This is a genomic window from Pseudomethylobacillus aquaticus, from assembly GCF_003730115.1.
Lineage (GTDB): Bacteria > Pseudomonadota > Gammaproteobacteria > Burkholderiales > Methylophilaceae > Pseudomethylobacillus > Pseudomethylobacillus aquaticus.
This window is the reverse complement of record NZ_RJVP01000002.1, coordinates 349,671-370,800: the sequence shown is the minus strand read 5'-3', so window position 1 is coordinate 370,800 and position 21,130 is coordinate 349,671. Positions and strand designations below refer to the sequence as shown.

Below are 21,130 nucleotides of genomic sequence, written 5' to 3'. Positions count from 1 at the left end.
TCCTTAATTACGATCCAGGTCAATGTCGATAGCGAGCGAACGGATTTCCTTCACCAGCACGTTGAACGATTCCGGCATGCCGGCATCGATCTTGTGCTCGCCCTTGACGATGTTCTCGTACACTTTGGTACGGCCAGACACATCATCCGACTTGACCGTGAGCATTTCCTGCAGCGTGTATGACGCGCCGTATGCCTCCAGTGCCCATACTTCCATCTCACCGAAGCGCTGACCACCGAACTGGGCTTTACCACCCAGCGGCTGTTGCGTCACCAGCGAGTAAGGACCGGTGGAACGGGCGTGCATCTTGTCATCGACCAGGTGATGCAGCTTCAGCACGTGCATGTAACCCACGGTCACTGGACGCTCGAAATATTCACCGGTACGGCCATCGATCAGACGCACTTGCGTCTTGCCGGCAGCGAATTGCAACTGCTTGGTGCGTGCGTCATCATCCGGGAACGCCAGATCCAGCATGGCACGGATATCCAGCTCGGTCGCACCGTCGAACACCGGGGTCGCGAACGGCACGCCCTTTTGCAGGTTCTTGGCCAGATCGAACACTTCAACGTCGGTCAGCGACTGGATGTCTTCCTTCTTGCCGCTGCTGCTGTTATAGATCTTGTCGAGGAAGTCACGCATCTCGGCGGCCTTGGCTTCTGCCTGCAGCATGGAACCGATGCGCATGCCCAGGCCCTTGGCAGCCCAACCCAGGTGGACTTCGAGGATCTGACCGATGTTCATACGCGAAGGTACACCCAGCGGGTTCAGCACGATGTCCATCGGGGTACCGTCGGCCATGTGTGGCATGTCTTCCACAGGCACGATCTTGGAGACCACACCCTTGTTACCGTGACGACCAGCCATCTTGTCACCAGGCTGGATGCGACGCTTGACGGCCAGGTAGACCTTGACCATCTTCTGCACGCCAGGCGACAGTTCATCGCCTTGGGTCAGCTTACGCTTCTTCTCTTCGAACTTGTTGTCGAATTCCTTGCGTGCCTGCTCCAGGCTGTCCTTCAGCTGCTCCAGCTGGCGAGCGGCATCTTCATCCGACAGGCGGATGTCGAACCAGTCATAGCGGCCGATATCGTCCAGATATTCAGCGCTGAGCACTTCACCCTTCTTGAGCTTCTTGGGACCACCGGTCGCCGTCTTGCCTTCCAGCAGGCGGCGGATACGGCCAAACGCGTCGTCTTCCACGATACGCATCTGGTCGGCCAGGTCTTTCTTGTAGTGATCCAGCTGATCGTCGATGATCTGCTGGGCACGTGCATCACGGTCTATGCCTTCACGCGTGAACACTTGCACGTCGATGATGGTGCCGGACATACCGGAAGGTACGCGCAGCGAGGTGTCCTTCACATCGGACGCCTTTTCACCGAAGATCGCACGCAGCAGCTTTTCTTCAGGCGTGAGCTGGGTTTCGCCCTTGGGCGTCACTTTGCCGACCAGCACATCGCCGGCTTCGACTTCAGCACCGATGTAGATGATGCCGGAATCATCCAGACGGCCCAGCATACGCTCGGACAGATTGGAAATGTCGCGGGTGATTTCTTCAGGACCCAGCTTGGTGTCACGTGCTACCACCGACAGTTCTTCGATGTGGATCGAAGTGTAACGGTCATCAGCGACGACGCGCTCGGAGATCAGGATCGAGTCTTCGAAGTTGTAGCCGTTCCATGGCATGAACGCTACCAGCATGTTCTGACCCAGAGCCAGCTCGCCCATATCGGTCGAAGCGCCATCGGCGATCACATCGCCACGCGACAACTGGTCACCAATATTGACCAGCGGACGCTGGTTGATGTTGGTGTTCTGGTTGGAGCGGGTGTACTTGGTCAGGTTGTAGATATCCACACCGACTTCACCGGCACCGGCTTCCTCATCGTTCACACGCACCACGATACGACCGGAGTCGACGTAGTCTACGGTACCGCCACGGCGGGCGATCACGACCGTACCGGAGTCAACCGCAACGGTACGCTCGATACCGGTACCTACCACGGCCTTTTCGGCACGCAGACATGGCACCGCTTGACGCTGCATGTTGGCGCCCATCAATGCGCGGTTCGCGTCATCGTGTTCCAGGAACGGGATCAGCGAGGCTGCAACGGACACGATCTGGCCTGGCGCCACGTCCATGTACTGCACACGATCCGGCTGCGACATGGTGAATTCGTTGTGGTGACGCGCGGAGATCAGGTCTTCCTTGAAATGACCGTTCGCATCCAACTCGGAGTTGGCCTGCGCGATCATGTACTTGCTTTCCTCGATGGCCGACAGGTAATCGATGGTGTCGCTGACCTTGTTAGCCTCGACCTTGCGGTACGGGGTTTCCAGGAAGCCGTACTGGTTGGTACGCGCATACAGCGCCAGAGAGTTGATCAGACCGATGTTCGGGCCTTCCGGCGTTTCGATCGGGCAGACACGACCATAGTGGGTGGTGTGTACGTCACGCACCTCAAAACCAGCGCGCTCGCGCGTCAGACCGCCAGGGCCAAGTGCCGATACACGGCGCTTGTGGGTGATCTCGGACAGCGGATTGGTTTGGTCCATGAACTGCGACAGTTGTGAGGAACCGAAGAATTCACGGATCGCGCTCGATACTGGCTTGGCGTTGATCAGGTCGTGCGGCATCAGGTTCTCGGATTCCGCTTGCGACAAACGCTCCTTCACGGCACGTTCGACACGTACCAGACCGGCACGGAACTGATTCTCTGCCAGCTCGCCTACGGAACGGATACGACGGTTACCCAGGTGATCGATGTCATCGATCTCGCCACGGCCATTGCGCAGCTCCAGCAACACGGCCACTACGGCCAGGATGTCGTCATTGCACAGCACGCCAGCACCTTCGGCGCCTTGTGGACCGACGCGTTCCAGGAAGCGGCGCTGCCAGGCTGGCGAACGCTCTTCGTTCTTGTCGGGATAGACACGGCGGTTGAACTTCATGCGGCCGACCACCGACAGGTCGTAACGGTCTGCATTGAAGAACAGGCCATCAAACAACGCTTCCACGGCATCTTCGGTTGGCGGTTCGCCAGGACGCATCATGCGGTAGATGGCAACACGTGCACTGTACTGGTCAGGGATCTCGTCGATGCGCAGGGTTTGCGAGATGTAATCGCCATGATCCAGATCGTTGGAGTACAGGGTGTTGATCTGGGCGATGCTGGCAGCACGCAGCTTTTCCAGCAGCGTCTCGGTGATTTCGTCGTTGGCGCTGGCCACGACTTCACCGCTGTCGGTATCGACGATGTTCTTGCTCAGCGCACGACCCAGCAGGAATTCTTCCGGCACCGGGATCCTGCTGATGCCAGCCTTTTCCATGTCGCGGATATGCTTCACAGTAATGCGCTTGTCCTTGGCGACCAGCACGCTGCCGTCCTTGGCCAGGATGTCGAACTTGGCGACTTCGCCACGCAGGCGTTCAGGCACCAGTTCGAACAGCACGCTGTCCTTGGTCAGGTGGAAAGTGTCCAGATCGTAGAAGGTGTCCAGGATTTGCTCCGGGTTGTAACCCAGCGCTTTCAGCAGAATGGTGACTGGCATCTTGCGTCTACGGTCGACGCGGAAATACAGGTAATCCTTGGGATCGAATTCGAAGTCCAGCCAGGAGCCGCGGTAAGGGATCACGCGGGCAGAGAACAGCAACTTGCCGGAACTATGGGTTTTGCCACGGTCATGCTCAAAGAACACGCCAGGGCTACGGTGCAACTGCGACACGATGACGCGCTCGGTACCGTTGATCACAAAGGAACCATTTTCGGTCATGAGCGGCAGTTCGCCCATGTACACTTCCTGCTCCTTGACTTCCTTGACGGTAGGCTTGGAGGCTTCCTTGTCCATGATGGTCAGACGCACTTTGACGCGCAATGGCGCGGCATAGGTCAAACCACGTTGCTGACATTCTTTGACATCGAACGGCTCTGCGCCCAGCGTATAGCTGACATAGTCGAGACGCGCATTGCCGGAATGGCTGACGATAGGGAATACCGAGCTGAACGTCGCTTGCAGACCTTCACTCAGCCGCTTGTCGGCGGGAACATCGGTCTGCAGAAAAGCTTTGTACGATTCCAGCTGCATTGCCAGCAGGTATGGAACCTCCTGCACGCTCTCGCGTTTGGCAAAGCTTTTACGAATGCGTTTCTTCTCGGTAAAGGAATAGCTCATAGCATCTCCTGGAGGGGTAAAGGGCAGGAAATAGCACACTGAAACAATGCGCTATGTTCTACCATTTCAAAAATGCACAAGGCTGGCGGTCTCCCGCCAGCCTCTACTACGGTCTAACAGCGATTACTTGATTTCGCCGGTAGCGCCAGCTTCGATCAGCTTCTTCAGTGCAGCGTCAGCATCCGCCTTGGATACGCCTTCCTTAACAGCCTTAGGTGCGCCGTCAACCAGGTCCTTGGCTTCCTTCAGGCCCAGAGCGGTCAGCTCACGAACAGCCTTAATTACACCAACCTTGTTCTCACCAGCGCCGGTCAGGATCACGTCGAACTCGGTCTTTTCTTCAACTGCAGCTGCAGCAGCAGCTGGAGCGGCAGCAACAGCAACAGCGGCAGCTGCTGCGGATACGCCAAACTTTTCTTCCATTTCCTTGATCAGTTCGGACAGGTCCAGAACCGACATGGAAGCGATTGCGTCAAGAATTTCTGCTTTGGAAATTGCCATTTGTAACTACTCCTAAATTAATATTGATTGATGCTGTTAACAGCTTAAGCAGCTTGCTTTTGATCACGCACCGCAGCCAGACCACGCACAAAGCTGGTAGGTACCTCGTTGAGGGTACGTACGAACTTGGCGATCGGAGCTTGCATGGTGCCGAGCAACATAGACAGCAACTCTTCACGGCTAGGCATGGAGGCCAGCGCTTTCACGCCGTTCACATCCATCACCTGGTTAGGCATCGCGCCAGCCTTGATCACGAACTTGTCATTGGTCTTGGCAAAGTCACTGAGGACCTTTGCTGCAGATACCGGGTCGGTAGAAATACCGAACACCAGTGGACCGACCATTTGATCAGCGAGGCCAGCAAACGGAGTACCGTCAACAGCACGGCGTACCAGGGTGTTCTTCAACACGCGCAGGTAAACTCCGGATTTTCTGGCTTCGGCGCGCAACTTGGTCATCGCACCAACTTCCAATCCGCGATACTCGGCGACGATGATTGCCTGTGCCTGAGCGACTTGCGCGCTGACTTCAGCAACAACTGCCTTTTTCTCTTCAAGATTAAGACTCAAGGTCTTCTCCTTCCGTTAATTAAGCTTGCACCAGCTCCCGCCAGCACAAACCCTACACGGCGACCTGTCATCAGGAATACTTATTCAGCATTTAACCTGTTTCGGGAACACCATCTGCGCAGGGTTCAGGGTGTTGTCGCCAGAGGTCAAGAACACGATCTGTTCCGACACCCAACCACGTCACCACTTCCATTAAGCGCTTATTCAGAACGTTGCCGTTCCGCCAGCACCCCTACGGTCTTTGATAACCCCACCAGCTTCGATGCACTGAAACTGGGGGCCCAAAGTTCTTGCTACCAGCCGAAATGGCTGGCTTGTTCAAAGCCGATCAGGCCAGATTGGACTGATCGACGCGCACGCCCACACCCATGGTGCTGGATACGCTTAATTTCTTCAGGTAGATACCCTTGCTGGAAGCTGGCTTGGCCTTGTTCAGTGCATCGACCAGAGCGACTAGGTTGCCCTGCAGTGCTTCAACCGGGAAAGAGGCACGACCGATGGTGCAATGGATGATGCCGCCCTTGTCGGTACGGTATTGCACTTGACCAGCCTTGGCGTTCTTGACAGCTTCAGCGACGTTCGGGGTCACGGTGCCAACCTTGGGGTTAGGCATCAGGCCACGTGGACCCAGAACCTGGCCCAATTGACCAACGATACGCATGGCATCCGGCGTCGCGATCGCGATATCGAAATCCAGCATGCCACCCTTTACTTGTTCAGCCAGGTCATCAAAACCGACGATGTCAGCACCTGCCGCCTTGGCAGCTTCAGCCTGCGCACCCTGTGCGAACACGGCTACACGCTTGGTCTTGCCGGTACCGTTAGGCAACACCAGCGCACCACGCACCAGCTGGTCGGATTTACGCGCATCGATACCCAGGTTGATCACTGCATCGACGGATTCGTCGAACTTGGCAGTAGCCGTCTCTTTGATCAGCGCCAGCGCTTCAGCAACAGGGTACAGCTTGGTACGGTCCACTTTGGCGCGCAGCGCTTCAGCTCGTTTGGAAATTGCCATGTTATACACCCTCCACTTCAATACCCATGCTGCGTGCACTGCCAGCGATCGTACGAACCGCAGCATCCATATCGGAAGCGGTCAGGTCCGGCATCTTGGTCTTGGCGATCTCTTCCGCTTGTGCGCGGCTGATCTTGCCTACCTTGTCGGTATGAGGACGTGGGGAACCCTTGTCGATCTTGGCAGCCTTCTTGATCAGGATGGTCGCCGGTGGCGTCTTCATGATGAAGGTGAAGCTCTTGTCAGCGAAAGCGGTGATCACGACCGGGATCGGCAGACCTGGCTCTACGCCCTGGGTCGCGGCGTTGAACGCCTTACAGAACTCCATGATGTTCAGACCACGCTGACCCAGTGCTGGACCAACAGGTGGGCTTGGGTTGGCTTTACCTGCAGGGATCTGCAGTTTGATGTAGCCGATGACTTTCTTTGCCATGCTTGACTCCTTGGGTACAAACGCTCGGACGAGCTCCCCATATGGTTGAATTCAGCGCCTAGGCGCTACTTGGTACTGCCAATGACACAACTGCTTTACTACTTGCTTGCTTCGTGACCCAAATGCGCATCTGCGATGCTTTGGTCAACATATTTGATAAAACCTTTGCCGCTTAAACTTCGCGCTCGACTTGGGTGAAATCCAGCTCCACCGGAGTAGCACGACCAAAAATGGTCACATTCACGCGCAGCTTGCTCTTTTCGTAATTTACGTCTTCCACATTGCCGGAGAAATCCTTGAACGGGCCGTCGATGACACGCACGGACTCACCCTTTTCGAAGGTAAGCTTTTGCGCTGGATTGTTCTTGCTGTCGTCCATGCGCTGCAGAATGATGTCGACTTCTTTATCCTTGATAGGCGTAGGCTTCTGCGCGCTACCGCCAATGAACGAGGTGACGCGCGGCGTGCTCTTGACCAGATGCCAGCTTTCGTCGTTCATCTCCATCTGCACCAGCACATAGCCCGGATACAGCTTGCGCTCAGTGATGGACTTCTGGCCGCCCTTCATCTCCACGACCTCTTCAACGGGAACGAGGATCTGACCGAACATGTCCTGCATGTTGTGGCGAGCGATACGCTCTTCCAAACCGCGTAGAACGGACTTCTCATAACCGGAAAATGCCTGTACGGCGTACCATCGCATTGCCATGAATTAACCTCTTCCCATCAACTTCTGCACGGCCCAGAGGAAACCGACATCGACTATCCACAAGAAAATCGCCATCACCAGAACCAGAACGAACACGATCAGCGTGGTCTGCGTGGTCTCTTTGCGGCTAGGCCAGACCACCTTGCGCGTTTCGGCCACAGATTCACGCGAAAACGCGAACGCCTGCTGACCCAACACCGTCGTCCATAACACAGCCAGCGCAGCCGCGATACCCGCCATCACAGCAAGAATGCGCAACACCAGAGCCTGTTCTGCCAGCACATAAAAGCCGGCCAAGCCTGCCGCCAATAGCAGCAGAGCAAGCACCAGCTTGATTTTTTCGGTCATAGTTTTTACTTAAAAGTGGCAGGCCAGGAGGGTCTCGAACCCCCAACCCTCGGTTTTGGAGACCGATACTCTGCCAATTGAGCTACTGGCCTGTAATCGTTGCAAATGCAGAAGGGCCACACACCGTGCAGCCCATCGCATTAAGTGACTACTTATTCAATAATTTTAGCGACGACACCAGCACCAACGGTACGGCCACCTTCGCGGATCGCGAAACGCAGACCATCTTCCATCGCGATCGGCGCAATCAGCGCTACCGTAATGGACACGTTGTCTCCAGGCATCACCATTTCAGTGCCCGCTGGCAGCTCAACCGCACCCGTTACATCGGTGGTACGGAAGTAGAACTGTGGACGGTAACCGTTGAAGAATGGCGTATGACGACCACCTTCATCCTTACCCAGCACATAGATCTCGGCAGCGAACTTGGTGTGCGGCTTGATGGAGCCGGTCTTGGCCAATACTTGACCACGCTCAACTTCTTCACGCTTGGTACCGCGCAGCAGCACGCCGACGTTATCACCCGCTTGACCTTGGTCCAACAGCTTGCGGAACATCTCAACACCGGTGCAGGTAGTCTTCAGCGTAGGCTTGATACCGACGATCTCGATTTCATCACCGACCTTGACGATGCCACGCTCGATACGACCCGTCACCACAGTGCCGCGGCCAGAGATCGAGAATACGTCTTCCACAGGCATCAGGAACGTGCCGTCAATGGCGCGCTCTGGCGTAGGGATGTAGGAGTCCAGCGCTTCTGCCAACTTGAAAATCGCGGGTTCGCCGATTGCGGACTGGTCGCCTTCCAGCGCCAGCTTCGCAGAACCGTGCACGATCGGGGTGTCGTCGCCTGGGAAGTCATACTTCGACAGCAGCTCACGCACTTCCATCTCAACCAGTTCCAGCAGCTCGGCGTCATCCACCATGTCAGCCTTGTTCAGGAACACGACGATGTAAGGAACACCTACCTGACGCGCCAGCAGAATGTGCTCACGGGTCTGTGGCATCGGGCCGTCAGCAGCAGAACATACCAGGATCGCACCGTCCATCTGCGCAGCACCCGTGATCATGTTCTTCACATAGTCAGCGTGGCCTGGACAGTCAACGTGCGCGTAGTGACGCGTCGCCGTTTCGTACTCAACGTGAGCGGTGTTGATCGTGATACCACGTGCCTTCTCTTCCGGTGCCGCGTCAATCTGATCGTAAGCCTTCGCTTCACCACCAAACTTCTTCGACAGGATCGTCGTGATCGCCGCCGTCAAGGTCGTCTTGCCATGGTCTACGTGACCAATCGTCCCTACGTTCACGTGCGGCTTCGTCCGCTCAAATTTGCCTTTTGCCATAACCGTATCCTTTAACCGACTGCTATCAAGTTAATGAAGTAGTGCGACTTACGCATCTACACTGTGCGCATCAACACCAAGTAAATGGTGCCCATGGCGGGAATCGGACCCGCGACCTCTCCCTTACCAAGGGAGTGCTCTACCACTGAGCCACATGGGCGTTTAATCTTCAAAACCACTGGAGCGGGCGACGAGGTTCGAACTCGCGACATCTTGCTTGGAAGGCAAGTGCTCTACCAACTGAGCTACACCCGCATGCCCGCATTTCCAACGCCTACTGGCTCACAACGAATATTTGGTGGAGAGGGCTGGATTCGAACCAGCGTACTCTGAGAGAACGGATTTACAGTCCGTCGCCTTTAACCACTCGGCCACCTCTCCCAAACGAGCCCGAGATTATGCTGATTTTAGTTTTGCCTGTCAAACGCTATCACGCATCAATCTGCACAAAAGCACTAACAGGCAAAACAGTATCTAGCACACCAGAAATGGTGCCGGATGTCGGAATCGAACCAACGACCTTCTGATTACAAATCAGCTGCTCTACCAACTGAGCTAATCCGGCTTACGACAACGGGCGTCTCGAGCGGCGCCCATTATAGATTATTTGACGATGGTCAATGTTGGCTTTTTCGGAGATTCCGGCGGCGCTGCTTCAGGCGTTGAATCCTCCGCCACTTCAGGCTCCGGCTCAAAGAACATGCCATGGCCATTTTCACGGGCATAGATACCGCGCACAGCCGAAATGGGCACATACAGCGAGGTGGACACGCCCGAGAAACGGGCAGAAAAGCTGATGGCATCGTTGCTCATCTGCAGATCCTTGGTGGCCGCCGGCCCCAGATTAAGCACGATCTCGCCATCCTTCACATACGCCATCGGCACCCGCGTCTGACCATTCACGGTCACCAGCAGATGTGGGGTGTAGCCATTATCCACGCACCACTCGAACAGGGCGCGAATCAGATAAGGCTTGGTGGAGGTCGGCTCGCTCAATCCGGCGGCGCTCAATTCTGAACAGCCTGCATCAACGACGCATGGCCTTTTCAGACGGGGTCATCGCTTCGATGTATGCAGGGCGCGAGAAGATACGCTCGGCATACTTCAACAGTGGCGCTGCCTGCTTTGGCAGTTCGATACCATAGTGCCCAAGACGCCACAGCAACGGCGTGATGGCCACATCCAGCATGGAGAACTCGTCACCCAGGATGTATTGCTGGCGGCTGAACAAGGGCACGATCTGGGTCAGGTTGTCACGAATCGCAGCACGGCCTTCGTCAGCCAGCTTGGCATCTCCGGACTCGATGGACTTGATGTGACTGAACAACTGGTCTTCAAAGTTGTGCAGGAACAGGCGGGCCCGGGCACGCATGACCGGGTCAGCCGGCATCAGCTGAGGATGTGGAAAACGCTCATCGATATATTCGTTGATGATGTTGGCCTGCTCCAGTACCAGATCACGCTCGACCAGCACAGGTACGGTATTGTGCGGATTGATGACTGCCAGATCCTCAGGCTTGTTGGCCAGATCCACATCGATCACCTGGAAGTCCATGCCCTTCTCGAACAACACAAAGCGGCAGCGGTGGCTGTATGGGTCTGTAGTCCCTGAATATAAGGTCATCATAATGGTGTAATCCTGCTTTCTTTCAAATCTCGACGCTCAAACGCCTTGGTGGTCGGACGCCCCGATAGCACGAGGCCTGGGTGCATGCACCCTGAGTGCACAGACCCTGGTGCATGGAGTTAATGCACGTCTTTCCAGAATTCTTTCTTTAGGTAGTAGCTGACAATGAACATGAGGCCTAGGAACAGCAGCACGATCACGCCCAACTGCAGGCGCTTGCCCTTGCTCGGCTCGGACATGAACACCATGTAATTCACCAGATCAGCGATGGTGGCATCGTATTCCGCAGGCGATATCTTGCCCGGCTTATCCAGCACCAGCTGCTTCACTTCGGTTTCATGACCATGCGCATCACGCTTGAGCTCGGTCTTCAGCACCTGCTGACCCTGCAGCTCCCATAACACATGCGGCATGGCCACCTTGTCGTAGACGGTGTTGTTCCAACCGGTAGGCCGGCTGCTGTCACGGTAGAAACCGCGCAGATAGGTATACAGCCAGTCCGCACCGCGTGCACGCGCTTCCACCGTCAGATCCGGCGGCTGCGCACCGAACCAGGCTTTGGCATCCTTGGCAGGCATCACCACTTTCATGGTATCGCCGACCTTGGCACCAGTCAGCACCAGGTTGTCCTTGATCTGTGCTTCGGTCAGCCCGATGTCGACCAGTCGGTTGTAGCGCATATAGGCAGCGCTATGGCAATTGAGGCAGTAGTTGACGAATACGCGCGCACCACGCTGCAGGGATGCCTGATTACTGGTATCGATAGGCGCTCTATCCAGATGCACCTCAGCCTCACTCGCCACCCCAGCCAGAGGCTGCCACAAGGCCATCAGCAAACCGCACAACAACCCCATCTGTTTCATTTCTGCGAACTTCATGCGGTCACCCTTTCCGGCACAGCCTTGGTCTTGTCGCGGCTGCTATACCAAGGCATCAGAACAAAGAACAGGAAGTAGACAAGGGTGAAGATACGCGCGACCACCGTTGCCACATCCGCACCACCCAAGATGGCCACATCCGCACCAAAGGTGCCCCACACATTGGAGGGCTTGGTGCCCAGATAACCGAGGACGATGAAACTCACCACAAAAGCGGCCAGCCAGGATTTGTAGAGGTTGCCACGATAGCGTATGGACTTCACCGGACTACGGTCCAGCCAGGGCAGCAGTGCAAAGATCACTACCGATAAGCCCATGGCGGCGACGCCCGGGAACTGCGAATTCATGATGGGCGGTACCGCACGCAGAATCGAATAATACGGCGTGAAATACCACACCGGCGCAATGTGGGCGGGCGTCTTCAGCGGATCGGCCGGGATGAAATTATTGGCTTCCAGGAAGTAGCCCCCCATCTCCGGAGCAAAGAACAGCACCGCGGAAAACACGATCAGAAACACCGTCACACCGACGATATCCTTCACTGTGTAATACGGGTGGAACGGGATGCCATCCAAAGGAATATGCGTGACCGGATCCTTGTTCTTCTTGATCTCCACGCCATCCGGATTGTTGGAACCGACTTCGTGCAAGGCGATGATGTGGGCAACCACCAGGCCCAGCAGCACCAAAGGCAATGCGATCACGTGGAAAGCGAAGAAACGGTTCAGCGTCGCGTCCGACACGGTGTAATCACCGCGCAGCCAAAGCGCCACATCCGGACCGATGAACGGGATGGAAGCAAACAGATTGATGATCACCTGAGCCCCCCAGTAGGACATCTGCCCCCAAGGCAGCAGATAGCCGAAGAAGGCCTCACCCATCAGCACCAGGAAGATGCCCACACCAAACAGCCAGATCAGCTCGCGCGGATTACGGTAGGAACCGTAGATCAGGCCACGGAACATGTGCAGGTAGACCACCACGAAGAACATGGATGCACCCGTGGAATGCATGTAGCGGATCAGCCAGCCCCAGGACACATCGCGCATGATGTATTCCACCGAAGCAAATGCCAGGTCAGCATCCGGCTTGTAGTTCATGGTCAGAAAGATGCCGGTCAGGATCTGCAGCACCAGCACCAGCAACGCCAGCGAGCCGAAGAAATACCAGAAGTTGAAATTCTTGGGCGCGTAATACTCGGTCAGATGCGCCTTCAGGTTGGAAGTCAACGGGAAACGCTGATCGACCCAACCCAGTACGGAGGTCATGTACTTACCCATGATTATGCTTCCCCTTGCGCATCAACGCCGACGACCAGCAGGCCATCCGATATATATTTGTGTGGCGGCACCACCAGATTCACAGGCGCAGGCGAACCCTTGAACACGCGCCCAGCAAGATCGAACTTGGAGCCATGGCATGGGCAGAAGAAGCCACCCGTCCAATCCGCACCCATGTCGTTACCAGGCTGCAACTTGGGCGAAGGCGAACACCCCAGGTGGGTACAGATGCCCACCAGCACCAGCATATTGGACTTGATGGAGCGATCCGGGTTGTTGCAGTAATCCGGCTGCTGACTGGTCACTTGCAGCATGGGGTCGGACAGATTGTCATTGTTCTTGGCCAGCGCATCCAGCATCTCTTGAGTGCGGTTGACGATCCATACCGGCTTGCCACGCCATTCTTCGGTGATCATGGCACCGGGCTCGATCTTGCTGACATCCACCTCGACAGGCGCACCCGCCGCTTTGGCGCGCTCGCTTGGCAGCATGCTGCCAACGAAGGGCAAGGCCACTGCTGTTGCCGCCACGCCACCTGCAGCACCTGTGGCTGCAATCAAAAAACGTCGCCTGTTTGTATCCACCTGATTAGCCATTGCGTTCTCTCACTCAAGCATTTTACGAATTCGTCATCGCGCCATGGGCGCTACTTGCATCGCGCGACAAGCACACCTTGCAGATGCAGCCAGGCACGGATTGCGCATTACCGATTGACAGCGCTGTTAGTTACGCGCTTTTAATTAACCCTTCATTTTACAACGCCAGCTCAAAAACTTAAACATTGATTCATACCGGATTATCAATATCAATGAACTGATGCTCAAGCTCGTATCGTCTGGCCAGTTCAGCACCCAGCGCCTGCACGCCATAACGCTCGGTGGCGTGATGCCCGGCCGCAATATAGGCCACGCCGGATTCACGTGCCAGATGCACGGTAGGCTCGGAAATCTCACCGCTAATATAGGCATCCACGCCCAGCGCGATGGCTTGTTCAAAAAACCCCTGTGCTGCCCCCGTACACCAGGCCACACGGCGAATCTCGCGGCCCACATCGCCGATCACTTGCGGCGCTCTTCCCAAGCGCCGTCCTATCTCCAGGCAAAAATCCGCCAAGGTCTGCGGCAACAGCAAATCGCCTGTTGCCAGCATAGACTGACCCGAGCCCAACGAGATTCCCTGCAAACCCAAATGTTGCCCCAGCTGCATGTTGTTGCCGAATTCGGCATGCGCATCCAGTGGCAAGTGGTAAGCCAGCAAGTTGATGTCATGTGCGAGCAGGAATTTTAGACGTGCTTTTTTGATGCCGCGTATGCACGCATCCTCGCCACGCCAGAAATAGCCATGATGCACAAGAATGGCATCCGCCCCAGCCGCTTGCGCCGCCTCCAGCAGGGCCATGCTGGCAGTGACGCCAGTGACGACCTTGCTCACCATCGGCTTACCCGCCACTTGCAAACCGTTGGGACAATAATCCTGGAACTGCGTTGGCTGCAGAAGTTGTCCGGTATAATCAAGTAGTTCTTTGATGTTGACTGTCCCCAACTCACACCCTCAATCTTGTTGCGTACTTACCCATGAAAAGACTTTGGCTCGTTTTCGCTCAAACCGTCACCATCAGCCTTGCCGCTTTATTCGTATTACAGACATTCTATCCGGAAGTCGTACATCGCTTCAGCCAGAGCACACCCTATGCTCAGCCCCCATCACTGCAACTGAAGCAGGCTGAACAGGCCAATGTCACCACCGCCGCCAGTTCTTACCGCGATGCCGCCAACAAAGCCATGCCCTCGGTGGTCAACATCTTCACCAGCAAAAAAGCCAGCAGCAAGCCGCACCCGCTCATGAACGACCCGCTGTTCCGTCACTTCTTCGGCGAGCAGCAGGAAGAAAACCAGAAACCGGAAAACAGCTTGGGCTCCGGCGTCATCGTGGACAGCCAGGGTCTGGTACTCACCAACCATCACGTCATCGAAGCGGCTGACCAGATCGAAGTTGCGCTGGCAGATGGCCGCAGCGTACCCGCCCGTGTCGTGGGCACCGACCCGGAAACCGACCTGGCCGTGCTACGCATAGAAGCAAGCGACTTGCCTTCCATCACACTGGCGGTGGACGAAAAAGCTGCCATCGGCGACGTGGTGCTGGCAATAGGCAACCCGTTCGGTGTTGGCCAGACCGTGACCCAAGGCATCATCAGCGCGCTGGGCCGCAGCCATCTTGGTATCAACACCTTCGAAAATTTCATCCAGACCGATGCGCCCATCAACCCTGGCAACTCGGGCGGCGCACTCATCGACACCGAGGGCCATCTGGTTGGTATCAATAGTGCCATCTATTCACGCAGCGGCGGCTCCATGGGCATAGGCTTCGCTATCCCGGTGAGCCTGGCTAAACAGGTGATGGAACAGATCGTACGCCAAGGGCGCGTCACGCGCGGCTGGATAGGCATCGAAGCCCAAGACATCTCGGCTGAGCTGGCTGAATCGTTCAAACTGAATCAGCATTACGGCGCGCTGATCGCCGGCGTGTTGCGCAACAGCCCGGCAGAACGCGCTGGCCTGCGTGCTGGCGATATCCTGCTGGAGATCGAAGGGCGCCAGGTCAGCGACAGCTCCACCATGCTGAACCTGATCGCCGGATTACAGCCGGAGCAAAAAGCCAACGTGAAGATCTCGCGCAACGGGCGCTTGATGGACGTGGTCATCAGCATTGGTACGCGACCGGCGATCCAGCGCGTGCAACGCTAGGGACATCGCCTTGACTAGGTGCACCGCCTTGAGTGGTGCAGTTAACGCCTGAGTCGGCAGTTGATTTGCGCTTTAGTCTGGGTCAGCCCTGTTCATCTGGCAGTCTGGGGCTTGCATCGCGCTGGCGCTTGAGTACGCCGGCGATGATGATACCCAGCTCGTACAGCAGCCATAGCGGGATGGCCAGCATGATCTGTGACAGCACATCCGGTGGCGTGAAGATCGCCCCCAGCACAAAAGCCCCCACCACCACATAACCACGTGCCTCTTTCAGGCTGGCGATCTCAACCCAGCCGAACAGCACGATCATGACCACGGCCACCGGGACTTCAAACGCCAGCCCAAAGGCCATGAACAAGCCCAGAATAAAATCCAGATAATTGCCGATATCGGTCATCACTGCCACGCCCTGTGGTGCAATGCCGGTGATGAAGCCGAACACCACAGGCAGCACCAAAAAATAGGCGAATGCCATGCCCAGTAAGAACAACAAGGTACTGGCGAACACCAGTGGCGCCATCAATTTGCGCTCATGTGCATACAAGCCAGGGGAAACGAAGGACCAGATCTGATACAAGCTATGTGGCAGGGTGAGCAGGAACGCCGCCATCATCGCCACCTTCATCGGCACGAAGAACGGCGTCGTGACTGCCGTCGCGATCATCTGCCCGCCAGCTGGCAGCTTGGCCAGCATGGGTTGCGCCAGCAGGGTGTAGATGTCATTGGCAAACGGGAACAGGCAGATGAACACCGCCACGAACACCAGCAGCGTACGTAGCAGGCGGTCACGTAATTCAAGCAGATGGGAAATAAACGTATTGGTAACACTCATGGCTTGCTATCGGGCGGTGCGTCCAAGGCGGGCGGATAGCCGGGGCTCTGCGGGGCGTTGATGGCTGCAGTGCCGAGTATGCTGTTTTCGGCCTCTCGCGCCGCTTGATGCAGGTCGGTTTGCACTTCCTGCACGCCAGACTTCACTTCGCGCACGCTTTGCTGGATCTCATCCTGCAATTTGTGCAGATCCTGCAGCTGCAGCTCACGATCGATATCCGCCTTGACCGTGTTGACATAGCGCTGCATGCGCCCGAGCACCGAGCCCAGCGTACGCGCCACCTTGGGTAGACGCTCAGGGCCGATGACGATCAGCGCGACCAGCGCGATGACGATCAACTCGGAAAAAGCGATATCAAACAAGACGGAGAGAGCTTGTTATATGCAAGCAGTCGGCCAAGTGGAAGATCACTGCTTTTGCTTGTGGCTGACTTCGTTCTCTACCGTCTCGCCGGTGGACGCATCATCCAGCTTGGGCGTGGACTTTTCGTCACGCACCGCGTCCTTGAAGCTCTTGACCGCACCACCCACGTCACTGCCGATATTACGCAGTTTTTTGGTGCCAAAAATCAACACGACAACCAGCAAAACGATCAGCCAATGCCAGATACTGAAGCTTCCCATGCCAAATACTCCTGAAATTAAGTTCTGGGCAGCGTATCGCCGCCGCCAAAGACGTGCACATGCAGATGGAACACTTCCTGGCCACCTTCGCGCCCCGTGTTGATCATGGTACGAAAGCCTTTCAGCCCCTGTGCAGCGGCCAGCTTGGGCGCCAACAGCAATAGATGGCCGAGTAAATCTCGTTCCGTTTCAGCGCATTCCGCCAGACTGGCGACGTGCAGCCTGGGCACGATCAACAGATGCACTGGCGCGATGGGATGGATATCCTTGAACACGACAACCTGGTCATCCTGATGCACCATGGTACTGGGGATCTCCCCACGGATGATCTTGCAAAAAATACAGTCAGCACTCATGGCCATTCCTTACGATTTCGTCACCAAGCTGCTGCACCACGGAAGGCTGCGCAGGGCAGCAAGCCATTAGCAGCTTACTCTTTGCTGCGCGCCGCTTTTTCTTCCAGGCCAGACAACCCTTCACGACGCGCCAGCTCGTCCAGCACCTGCTGCGGGTTCAGACCAGCATGCGCCAGCATCACCAGCGTATGGAACCAGAGATCCGCCGTCTCATAGATCAGATGTTGCGCGTCGCCATCTTTAGCAGCGAGGATGGTCTCTGTCGCTTCCTCACCCACCTTCTTGAGGATGCTGTCCATGCCTTTGGCATACAGCTTGGCCACATAGGACGACTGTGGGTCAGCCTGCTTGCGCTGCTCCAGCAGTTCCGCCAGACGCTGCAACACATCATTCATGATAGATCGCTTTCGGGTCTTTGAGCACGGGCTGATCGATGACCCAGTTACCCTGGTCCAGTTTCTGGAAGAAACAGTTGTGACGACCGGTATGACAGGCGATACCGCCCACCTGCTCCACGGTCAGCAATACCACGTCTTCATCGCAATCCAGCCGGATCTCGTGCACATGCTGCACATGACCGGACTCTTCGCCCTTGTGCCACAGCCTGCCACGCGAACGCGACCAGTACACCGCATGACCGGTCTCGGAGGTGAGTTGCAAAGCTTCGCGATTCATCCAGGCGAACATCAGCACACGCCCGCTGCCTGCCTCTTGTGCAATGACGGGCACCAGACCATCGGTGGTCCAGTTCACCTTATCCAGCCAGGCAAGCTTGTCTGGAGCGCTCACAAACGTACCTCGATGCCGTGCTCGCGCATGTATTCCTTGGCCTGGCGCACCGTGAATTCACCATAGTGGAAGATACTGGCGGCCAATACAGCATCTGCACCGCCCTCCTTAACCCCTTCAACCAGGTGCATCAGGTTACCTACACCACCAGAGGCAATGATGGGCACATCCACCGCATCGCTGATGGCACGATTCAGCGGCAGATTGAAACCGACCCGCGTGCCGTCCCTGTCCATGCTGGTCACCAGCAACTCACCAGCACCCAGTGCCACCATGTTGCGCGCCCAGTCCACCGCATTGATACCGGTAGCCTTGCGCCCACCATGCGTGAACACTTCCCAGTGATCACCGACCTGTTTGGCATCGATCGCCACCACGATGCACTGTGAACCGAAGCGGCCAGCGGCATCCGCCACCAATTGAGGGTTGAGCACGGCTGAGGTGTTGATGCTGACCTTGTCTGCGCCGGCATTGAGCAGGCGACGCACATCTTCCACCTCGCGCACCCCGCCACCCACCGTGAGCGGAATGAATACCTGCGAAGCGACTTGTTCGATGATGCCAAGGATCAGGCCGCGGTTATCCGAGCTGGCAGTGATGTCGAGAAAAGTCAGCTCATCGGCACCCTGATCATCGTAACGCTTGGCGATCTCGACTGGATCGCCTGCATCGCGCAGCTCCAGGAAATTGACGCCTTTGACCACACGACCATCGGTCACGTCCAGACAGGGAATGATACGTTTAGCAAGCATGGGCAACTCTAGGGAGAACCGCTGCACGCTTCAAGGTGCGCGGTAGAAGAGAAAAACAGCTGGTGGAACCCTTACCCATTCAGTTCATCAGCCAGTTTTTGCGCTGCGGCAAAATCCAGCGTGCCTTCGTAGATGGCACGTCCGGTGATGGCGCCGATCACGCCTTCACTTTCCACCGCACACAAATGGTGCACGTCGTCCAGATTGGTGACACCGCCACTGGCAATCACCGGGATGCGCAACGCCTGCGCCAGCGCAACGGTAGCCTCGATGTTGACACCACTCAGCATGCCGTCACGACCGATATCGGTATACACCACGGCTTCAACACCATAATCTTCGAATTTCTTTGCCAGATCGATCACGTCGTGACCGGTCAGCTTGGACCAGCCATCCACCGCGACTTTGCCATCCTTGGCATCCAGGCCCACGATGATCTGGCCTGGGAAGGCATAACAGGCTTCGTGCAGAAAGCCAGGATTCTTCACCGCAGCCGTCCCGATGATGACATAGCTGATGCCGCTATCGAGGTAGCGCTCGATGGTGTCCAGATCGCGGATACCGCCACCGAGCTGGATGGGGATATCCCCGCCAACCGCTTCCACGATGGACTTGATGGCACCTTCATTGACCGGCTTGCCGGCGAACGCGCCATTCAGGTCGACCAGATGCAGACGTCGGCCGCCACGGTCCACCCAATGGCGCGCCATCGCACCCGGGTCTTCAGAGAACACCGTAGCATCCTCCATCAAGCCTTGTTTGAGGCGAACACAGTGACCGTCCTTGAGGTCAATGGCAGGAATCAGCAACATAATGTGATAGTTTCAAAAAGTCAGTTGGATACGCCATTCCAGCGCACGAAATTGGCCAACAGCTGCAAACCGTCATGCTGGCTTTTTTCCGGGTGGAATTGCACGGCAAAAATGTTGTTACGGGCGACACAGCTAGTGAAGCGGGTTGGGTATTCACTATACCCGGCCTCGATGGCCGCATCCTGAGGCTGCACGTAGTAGCTGTGCACATAGTAAAAGCGTGCACCCTGTTCGATACCAGCCCATAGCGGGTGCTTATCCGACTGATATACCTGGTTCCAGCCCATGTGCGGCACCTTGAGTTTGCCGCCCAGAGCATCATGCATGTCCGCGGCAGCAAAGCGCTTTACCTGACCGGGAACAATGCCCAGCCCAGCCACATCACCTTCTTCGCTATGGTCGAACAGTAACTGCAGGCCAATGCAAATACCCAGAAACGGCTTATCCGCCGCTGCAGCGATCACCGCCTCACGCAACCCACGTGCATCCAGCTCACGCACACAGTCCGGCATGGCGCCCTGGCCAGGGAACACCACACGACCTGCTGCCGCGATCTTGGCTGGGTCACTGGTCACCACCACACGATGATCCGGCGCTACATGTTCCAGCGCTTTGGCCACCGAGCGCAGGTTACCCATGCCGTAATCCACTACCGCAATATCAATCATGATGGTTGTATCTGAAACAGCAATCGTTTAAACAGCAATGAGTTAGAGCGTACCCTTGGTCGATGGCATGATGCCCGCCATGCGATCATCGAACTCGACCGCCATGCGCAACGCGCGACCGAATGCCTTGAAGATGGTCTCTGCCTGATGGTGCGCATTGTCACCACGCAGGTTATCGATGTGCAAGGTGACCAGTGCGTGATTGACGAAGCCCTGGAAGAATTCATGGATCAGATCCACATCGAAATCCCCGATACGGGCGCGCGTGAATTCGACGCCGAATTCCAGACCGGGACGACCGGACAGATCCAGCACCACACGCGACAAGGCCTCGTCCAACGGCACATAAGCGTGGCCGTAGCGACGCACGCCGCGCTTATCGCCAACCGCCTTGGCAAAAGCCTGCCCCAGCGTGATACCGACATCTTCTACGGTGTGATGCGCATCGATGTGCAGATCACCTTTGGCAGCGATGGCAATATCCATCATGCCATGGCGGGCGATCTGATCCAGCATATGGTCAAAAAAACCTTGCCCGGTAGCAAGTTGCGAAACACCAGTACCGTCCAGATTGATGGAGGCTGTAATTTGGGTTTCAAGGGTGTTGCGGTTGACTTCGGCGATACGCATTCGATTATCAGGCATGAAATTAGCTTGTACTGATTTTAACTC

25 protein-coding genes and 5 tRNA genes are annotated in these 21,130 nt (G+C 56.4%); 1 reads left to right on the top strand and 29 read right to left on the bottom strand.

What is annotated here, in order from left to right; genetic code table 11:
- Window positions 1–3: 3 nt before the first annotated feature.
- The 19 genes from rpoB to ED236_RS05380 form a co-directional block, all read right to left on the bottom strand.
- The gene (gene rpoB / locus ED236_RS05470) at window positions 4–4,176 is read right to left on the bottom strand and encodes a DNA-directed RNA polymerase subunit beta (RefSeq protein ID WP_123236929.1); all 4,173 of its coding nucleotides are present in this window, start codon (window positions 4,174–4,176) and stop codon (window positions 4–6) included.
- A 123-nt stretch (window positions 4,177–4,299) separates the two neighbouring features.
- Window positions 4,300–4,677 carry a 50S ribosomal protein L7/L12 gene (rplL, locus tag ED236_RS05465; protein WP_123236928.1) on the bottom strand — a complete coding sequence of 126 codons (378 nt, stop codon included), beginning with the start codon at window positions 4,675–4,677 and terminating at the stop codon, window positions 4,300–4,302.
- 44 nt (window positions 4,678–4,721) lie between these two features.
- Window positions 4,722–5,246 (bottom strand): 50S ribosomal protein L10, encoded by a 525-nt coding sequence (rplJ, locus tag ED236_RS05460; protein ID WP_123236927.1) that lies wholly within the window; start codon window positions 5,244–5,246, stop codon window positions 4,722–4,724.
- Window positions 5,247–5,574: 328 nt separating this feature from the next.
- Complete coding sequence (gene rplA / locus ED236_RS05455; protein WP_123236926.1) at window positions 5,575–6,264, bottom strand: 50S ribosomal protein L1; 690 nt, start codon at window positions 6,262–6,264, stop codon at window positions 5,575–5,577.
- Between the two features lies 1 nt (window position 6,265).
- A complete protein-coding gene (gene rplK / locus ED236_RS05450; RefSeq protein WP_123236925.1) occupies window positions 6,266–6,697 on the bottom strand; it encodes a 50S ribosomal protein L11 in 432 nt (143 codons plus the stop codon).
- 172 nt (window positions 6,698–6,869) lie between these two features.
- Complete coding sequence (gene nusG / locus ED236_RS05445) at window positions 6,870–7,406, bottom strand: transcription termination/antitermination protein NusG (protein ID WP_123236924.1); 537 nt, start codon at window positions 7,404–7,406, stop codon at window positions 6,870–6,872.
- Between the two features lie 3 nt (window positions 7,407–7,409).
- Window positions 7,410–7,754, bottom strand: a complete 345-nt coding sequence (gene secE / locus ED236_RS05440) for a preprotein translocase subunit SecE (protein WP_123236923.1) — start codon at window positions 7,752–7,754, stop codon at window positions 7,410–7,412.
- A gap of 16 nt (window positions 7,755–7,770) precedes the next feature.
- Window positions 7,771–7,846: transfer RNA gene (locus ED236_RS05435), tRNA-Trp, on the bottom strand.
- A gap of 60 nt (window positions 7,847–7,906) precedes the next feature.
- The gene (gene tuf, locus ED236_RS05430) at window positions 7,907–9,097 is read right to left on the bottom strand and encodes an elongation factor Tu (protein ID WP_123236922.1); all 1,191 of its coding nucleotides are present in this window, start codon (window positions 9,095–9,097) and stop codon (window positions 7,907–7,909) included.
- An 85-nt stretch (window positions 9,098–9,182) separates the two neighbouring features.
- Window positions 9,183–9,257: transfer RNA gene (locus ED236_RS05425), tRNA-Thr, on the bottom strand.
- Between the two features lie 19 nt (window positions 9,258–9,276).
- Window positions 9,277–9,352: transfer RNA gene (locus ED236_RS05420), tRNA-Gly, on the bottom strand.
- A gap of 41 nt (window positions 9,353–9,393) precedes the next feature.
- Window positions 9,394–9,478, bottom strand: a tRNA-Tyr gene (locus ED236_RS05415).
- Between the two features lie 108 nt (window positions 9,479–9,586).
- Window positions 9,587–9,662 (bottom strand) — tRNA-Thr (locus tag ED236_RS05410).
- Between the two features lie 38 nt (window positions 9,663–9,700).
- Window positions 9,701–10,093, bottom strand: a complete 393-nt coding sequence (locus ED236_RS05405) for a ClpXP protease specificity-enhancing factor (protein WP_123236921.1) — start codon at window positions 10,091–10,093, stop codon at window positions 9,701–9,703.
- A gap of 31 nt (window positions 10,094–10,124) precedes the next feature.
- Window positions 10,125–10,724: a glutathione S-transferase N-terminal domain-containing protein gene (locus ED236_RS05400; RefSeq protein WP_123236920.1), complete on the bottom strand. Its 600-nt coding sequence runs from the start codon at window positions 10,722–10,724 to the stop codon at window positions 10,125–10,127.
- A gap of 119 nt (window positions 10,725–10,843) precedes the next feature.
- Window positions 10,844–11,587 (bottom strand): cytochrome c1, encoded by a 744-nt coding sequence (locus ED236_RS05395; RefSeq protein ID WP_123236919.1) that lies wholly within the window; start codon window positions 11,585–11,587, stop codon window positions 10,844–10,846.
- 11 nt (window positions 11,588–11,598) lie between these two features.
- On the bottom strand, window positions 11,599–12,882 hold the full coding sequence (locus ED236_RS05390; RefSeq protein ID WP_123236918.1) for a cytochrome b: 1,284 nt from the start codon (window positions 12,880–12,882) through the stop codon (window positions 11,599–11,601).
- Between the two features lie 2 nt (window positions 12,883–12,884).
- Entirely contained in the window at window positions 12,885–13,478 is a 594-nt protein-coding gene (gene petA / locus ED236_RS05385) for a ubiquinol-cytochrome c reductase iron-sulfur subunit (RefSeq protein WP_123236917.1), read from the bottom strand.
- Window positions 13,479–13,668: 190 nt separating this feature from the next.
- Entirely contained in the window at window positions 13,669–14,409 is a 741-nt protein-coding gene (locus ED236_RS05380) for a Nif3-like dinuclear metal center hexameric protein (RefSeq protein ID WP_193726067.1), read from the bottom strand.
- A 47-nt stretch (window positions 14,410–14,456) separates the two neighbouring features.
- Here ED236_RS05380 and ED236_RS05375 point away from each other — a divergent pair, with 47 nt between their 5' ends.
- A complete protein-coding gene (locus ED236_RS05375; RefSeq protein ID WP_123236915.1) occupies window positions 14,457–15,626 on the top strand; it encodes a Do family serine endopeptidase in 1,170 nt (389 codons plus the stop codon).
- 82 nt (window positions 15,627–15,708) lie between these two features.
- On the opposite strand, the gene tatC is transcribed toward ED236_RS05375, so the two are convergent.
- The 10 genes from tatC to hisB form a co-directional block, all read right to left on the bottom strand.
- Window positions 15,709–16,458, bottom strand: a complete 750-nt coding sequence (gene tatC, locus ED236_RS05370; protein WP_123236914.1) for a twin-arginine translocase subunit TatC — start codon at window positions 16,456–16,458, stop codon at window positions 15,709–15,711.
- A complete protein-coding gene (gene tatB / locus ED236_RS05365) occupies window positions 16,455–16,820 on the bottom strand; it encodes a Sec-independent protein translocase protein TatB (protein ID WP_123236913.1) in 366 nt (121 codons plus the stop codon). Before tatB ends, tatC begins: the two co-directional genes overlap by 4 nt.
- 45 nt (window positions 16,821–16,865) lie before the next feature.
- A complete protein-coding gene (gene tatA, locus ED236_RS05360; RefSeq protein WP_123236912.1) occupies window positions 16,866–17,081 on the bottom strand; it encodes a Sec-independent protein translocase subunit TatA in 216 nt (71 codons plus the stop codon).
- Between the two features lie 17 nt (window positions 17,082–17,098).
- Entirely contained in the window at window positions 17,099–17,437 is a 339-nt protein-coding gene (locus ED236_RS05355; RefSeq protein ID WP_123236911.1) for an HIT domain-containing protein, read from the bottom strand.
- 74 nt (window positions 17,438–17,511) lie between these two features.
- Window positions 17,512–17,832 (bottom strand): phosphoribosyl-ATP diphosphatase, encoded by a 321-nt coding sequence (locus ED236_RS05350; RefSeq protein WP_123236910.1) that lies wholly within the window; start codon window positions 17,830–17,832, stop codon window positions 17,512–17,514.
- Entirely contained in the window at window positions 17,825–18,226 is a 402-nt protein-coding gene (hisI, locus tag ED236_RS05345; protein ID WP_123236909.1) for a phosphoribosyl-AMP cyclohydrolase, read from the bottom strand. Before hisI ends, ED236_RS05350 begins: the two co-directional genes overlap by 8 nt.
- The gene (hisF, locus tag ED236_RS05340) at window positions 18,223–18,978 is read right to left on the bottom strand and encodes an imidazole glycerol phosphate synthase subunit HisF (RefSeq protein WP_123236908.1); all 756 of its coding nucleotides are present in this window, start codon (window positions 18,976–18,978) and stop codon (window positions 18,223–18,225) included. The genes hisI and hisF overlap by 4 nt, the downstream gene beginning before the upstream one ends.
- A gap of 71 nt (window positions 18,979–19,049) precedes the next feature.
- Complete coding sequence (gene hisA, locus ED236_RS05335) at window positions 19,050–19,790, bottom strand: 1-(5-phosphoribosyl)-5-[(5-phosphoribosylamino)methylideneamino]imidazole-4-carboxamide isomerase (RefSeq protein ID WP_123236907.1); 741 nt, start codon at window positions 19,788–19,790, stop codon at window positions 19,050–19,052.
- Window positions 19,791–19,810: 20 nt separating this feature from the next.
- Window positions 19,811–20,458 (bottom strand): imidazole glycerol phosphate synthase subunit HisH, encoded by a 648-nt coding sequence (gene hisH, locus ED236_RS05330; protein ID WP_123236906.1) that lies wholly within the window; start codon window positions 20,456–20,458, stop codon window positions 19,811–19,813.
- 42 nt (window positions 20,459–20,500) lie between these two features.
- Window positions 20,501–21,088, bottom strand: a complete 588-nt coding sequence (hisB, locus tag ED236_RS05325; protein WP_123236905.1) for an imidazoleglycerol-phosphate dehydratase HisB — start codon at window positions 21,086–21,088, stop codon at window positions 20,501–20,503.
- Window positions 21,089–21,130: the final 42 nt, after the last annotated feature.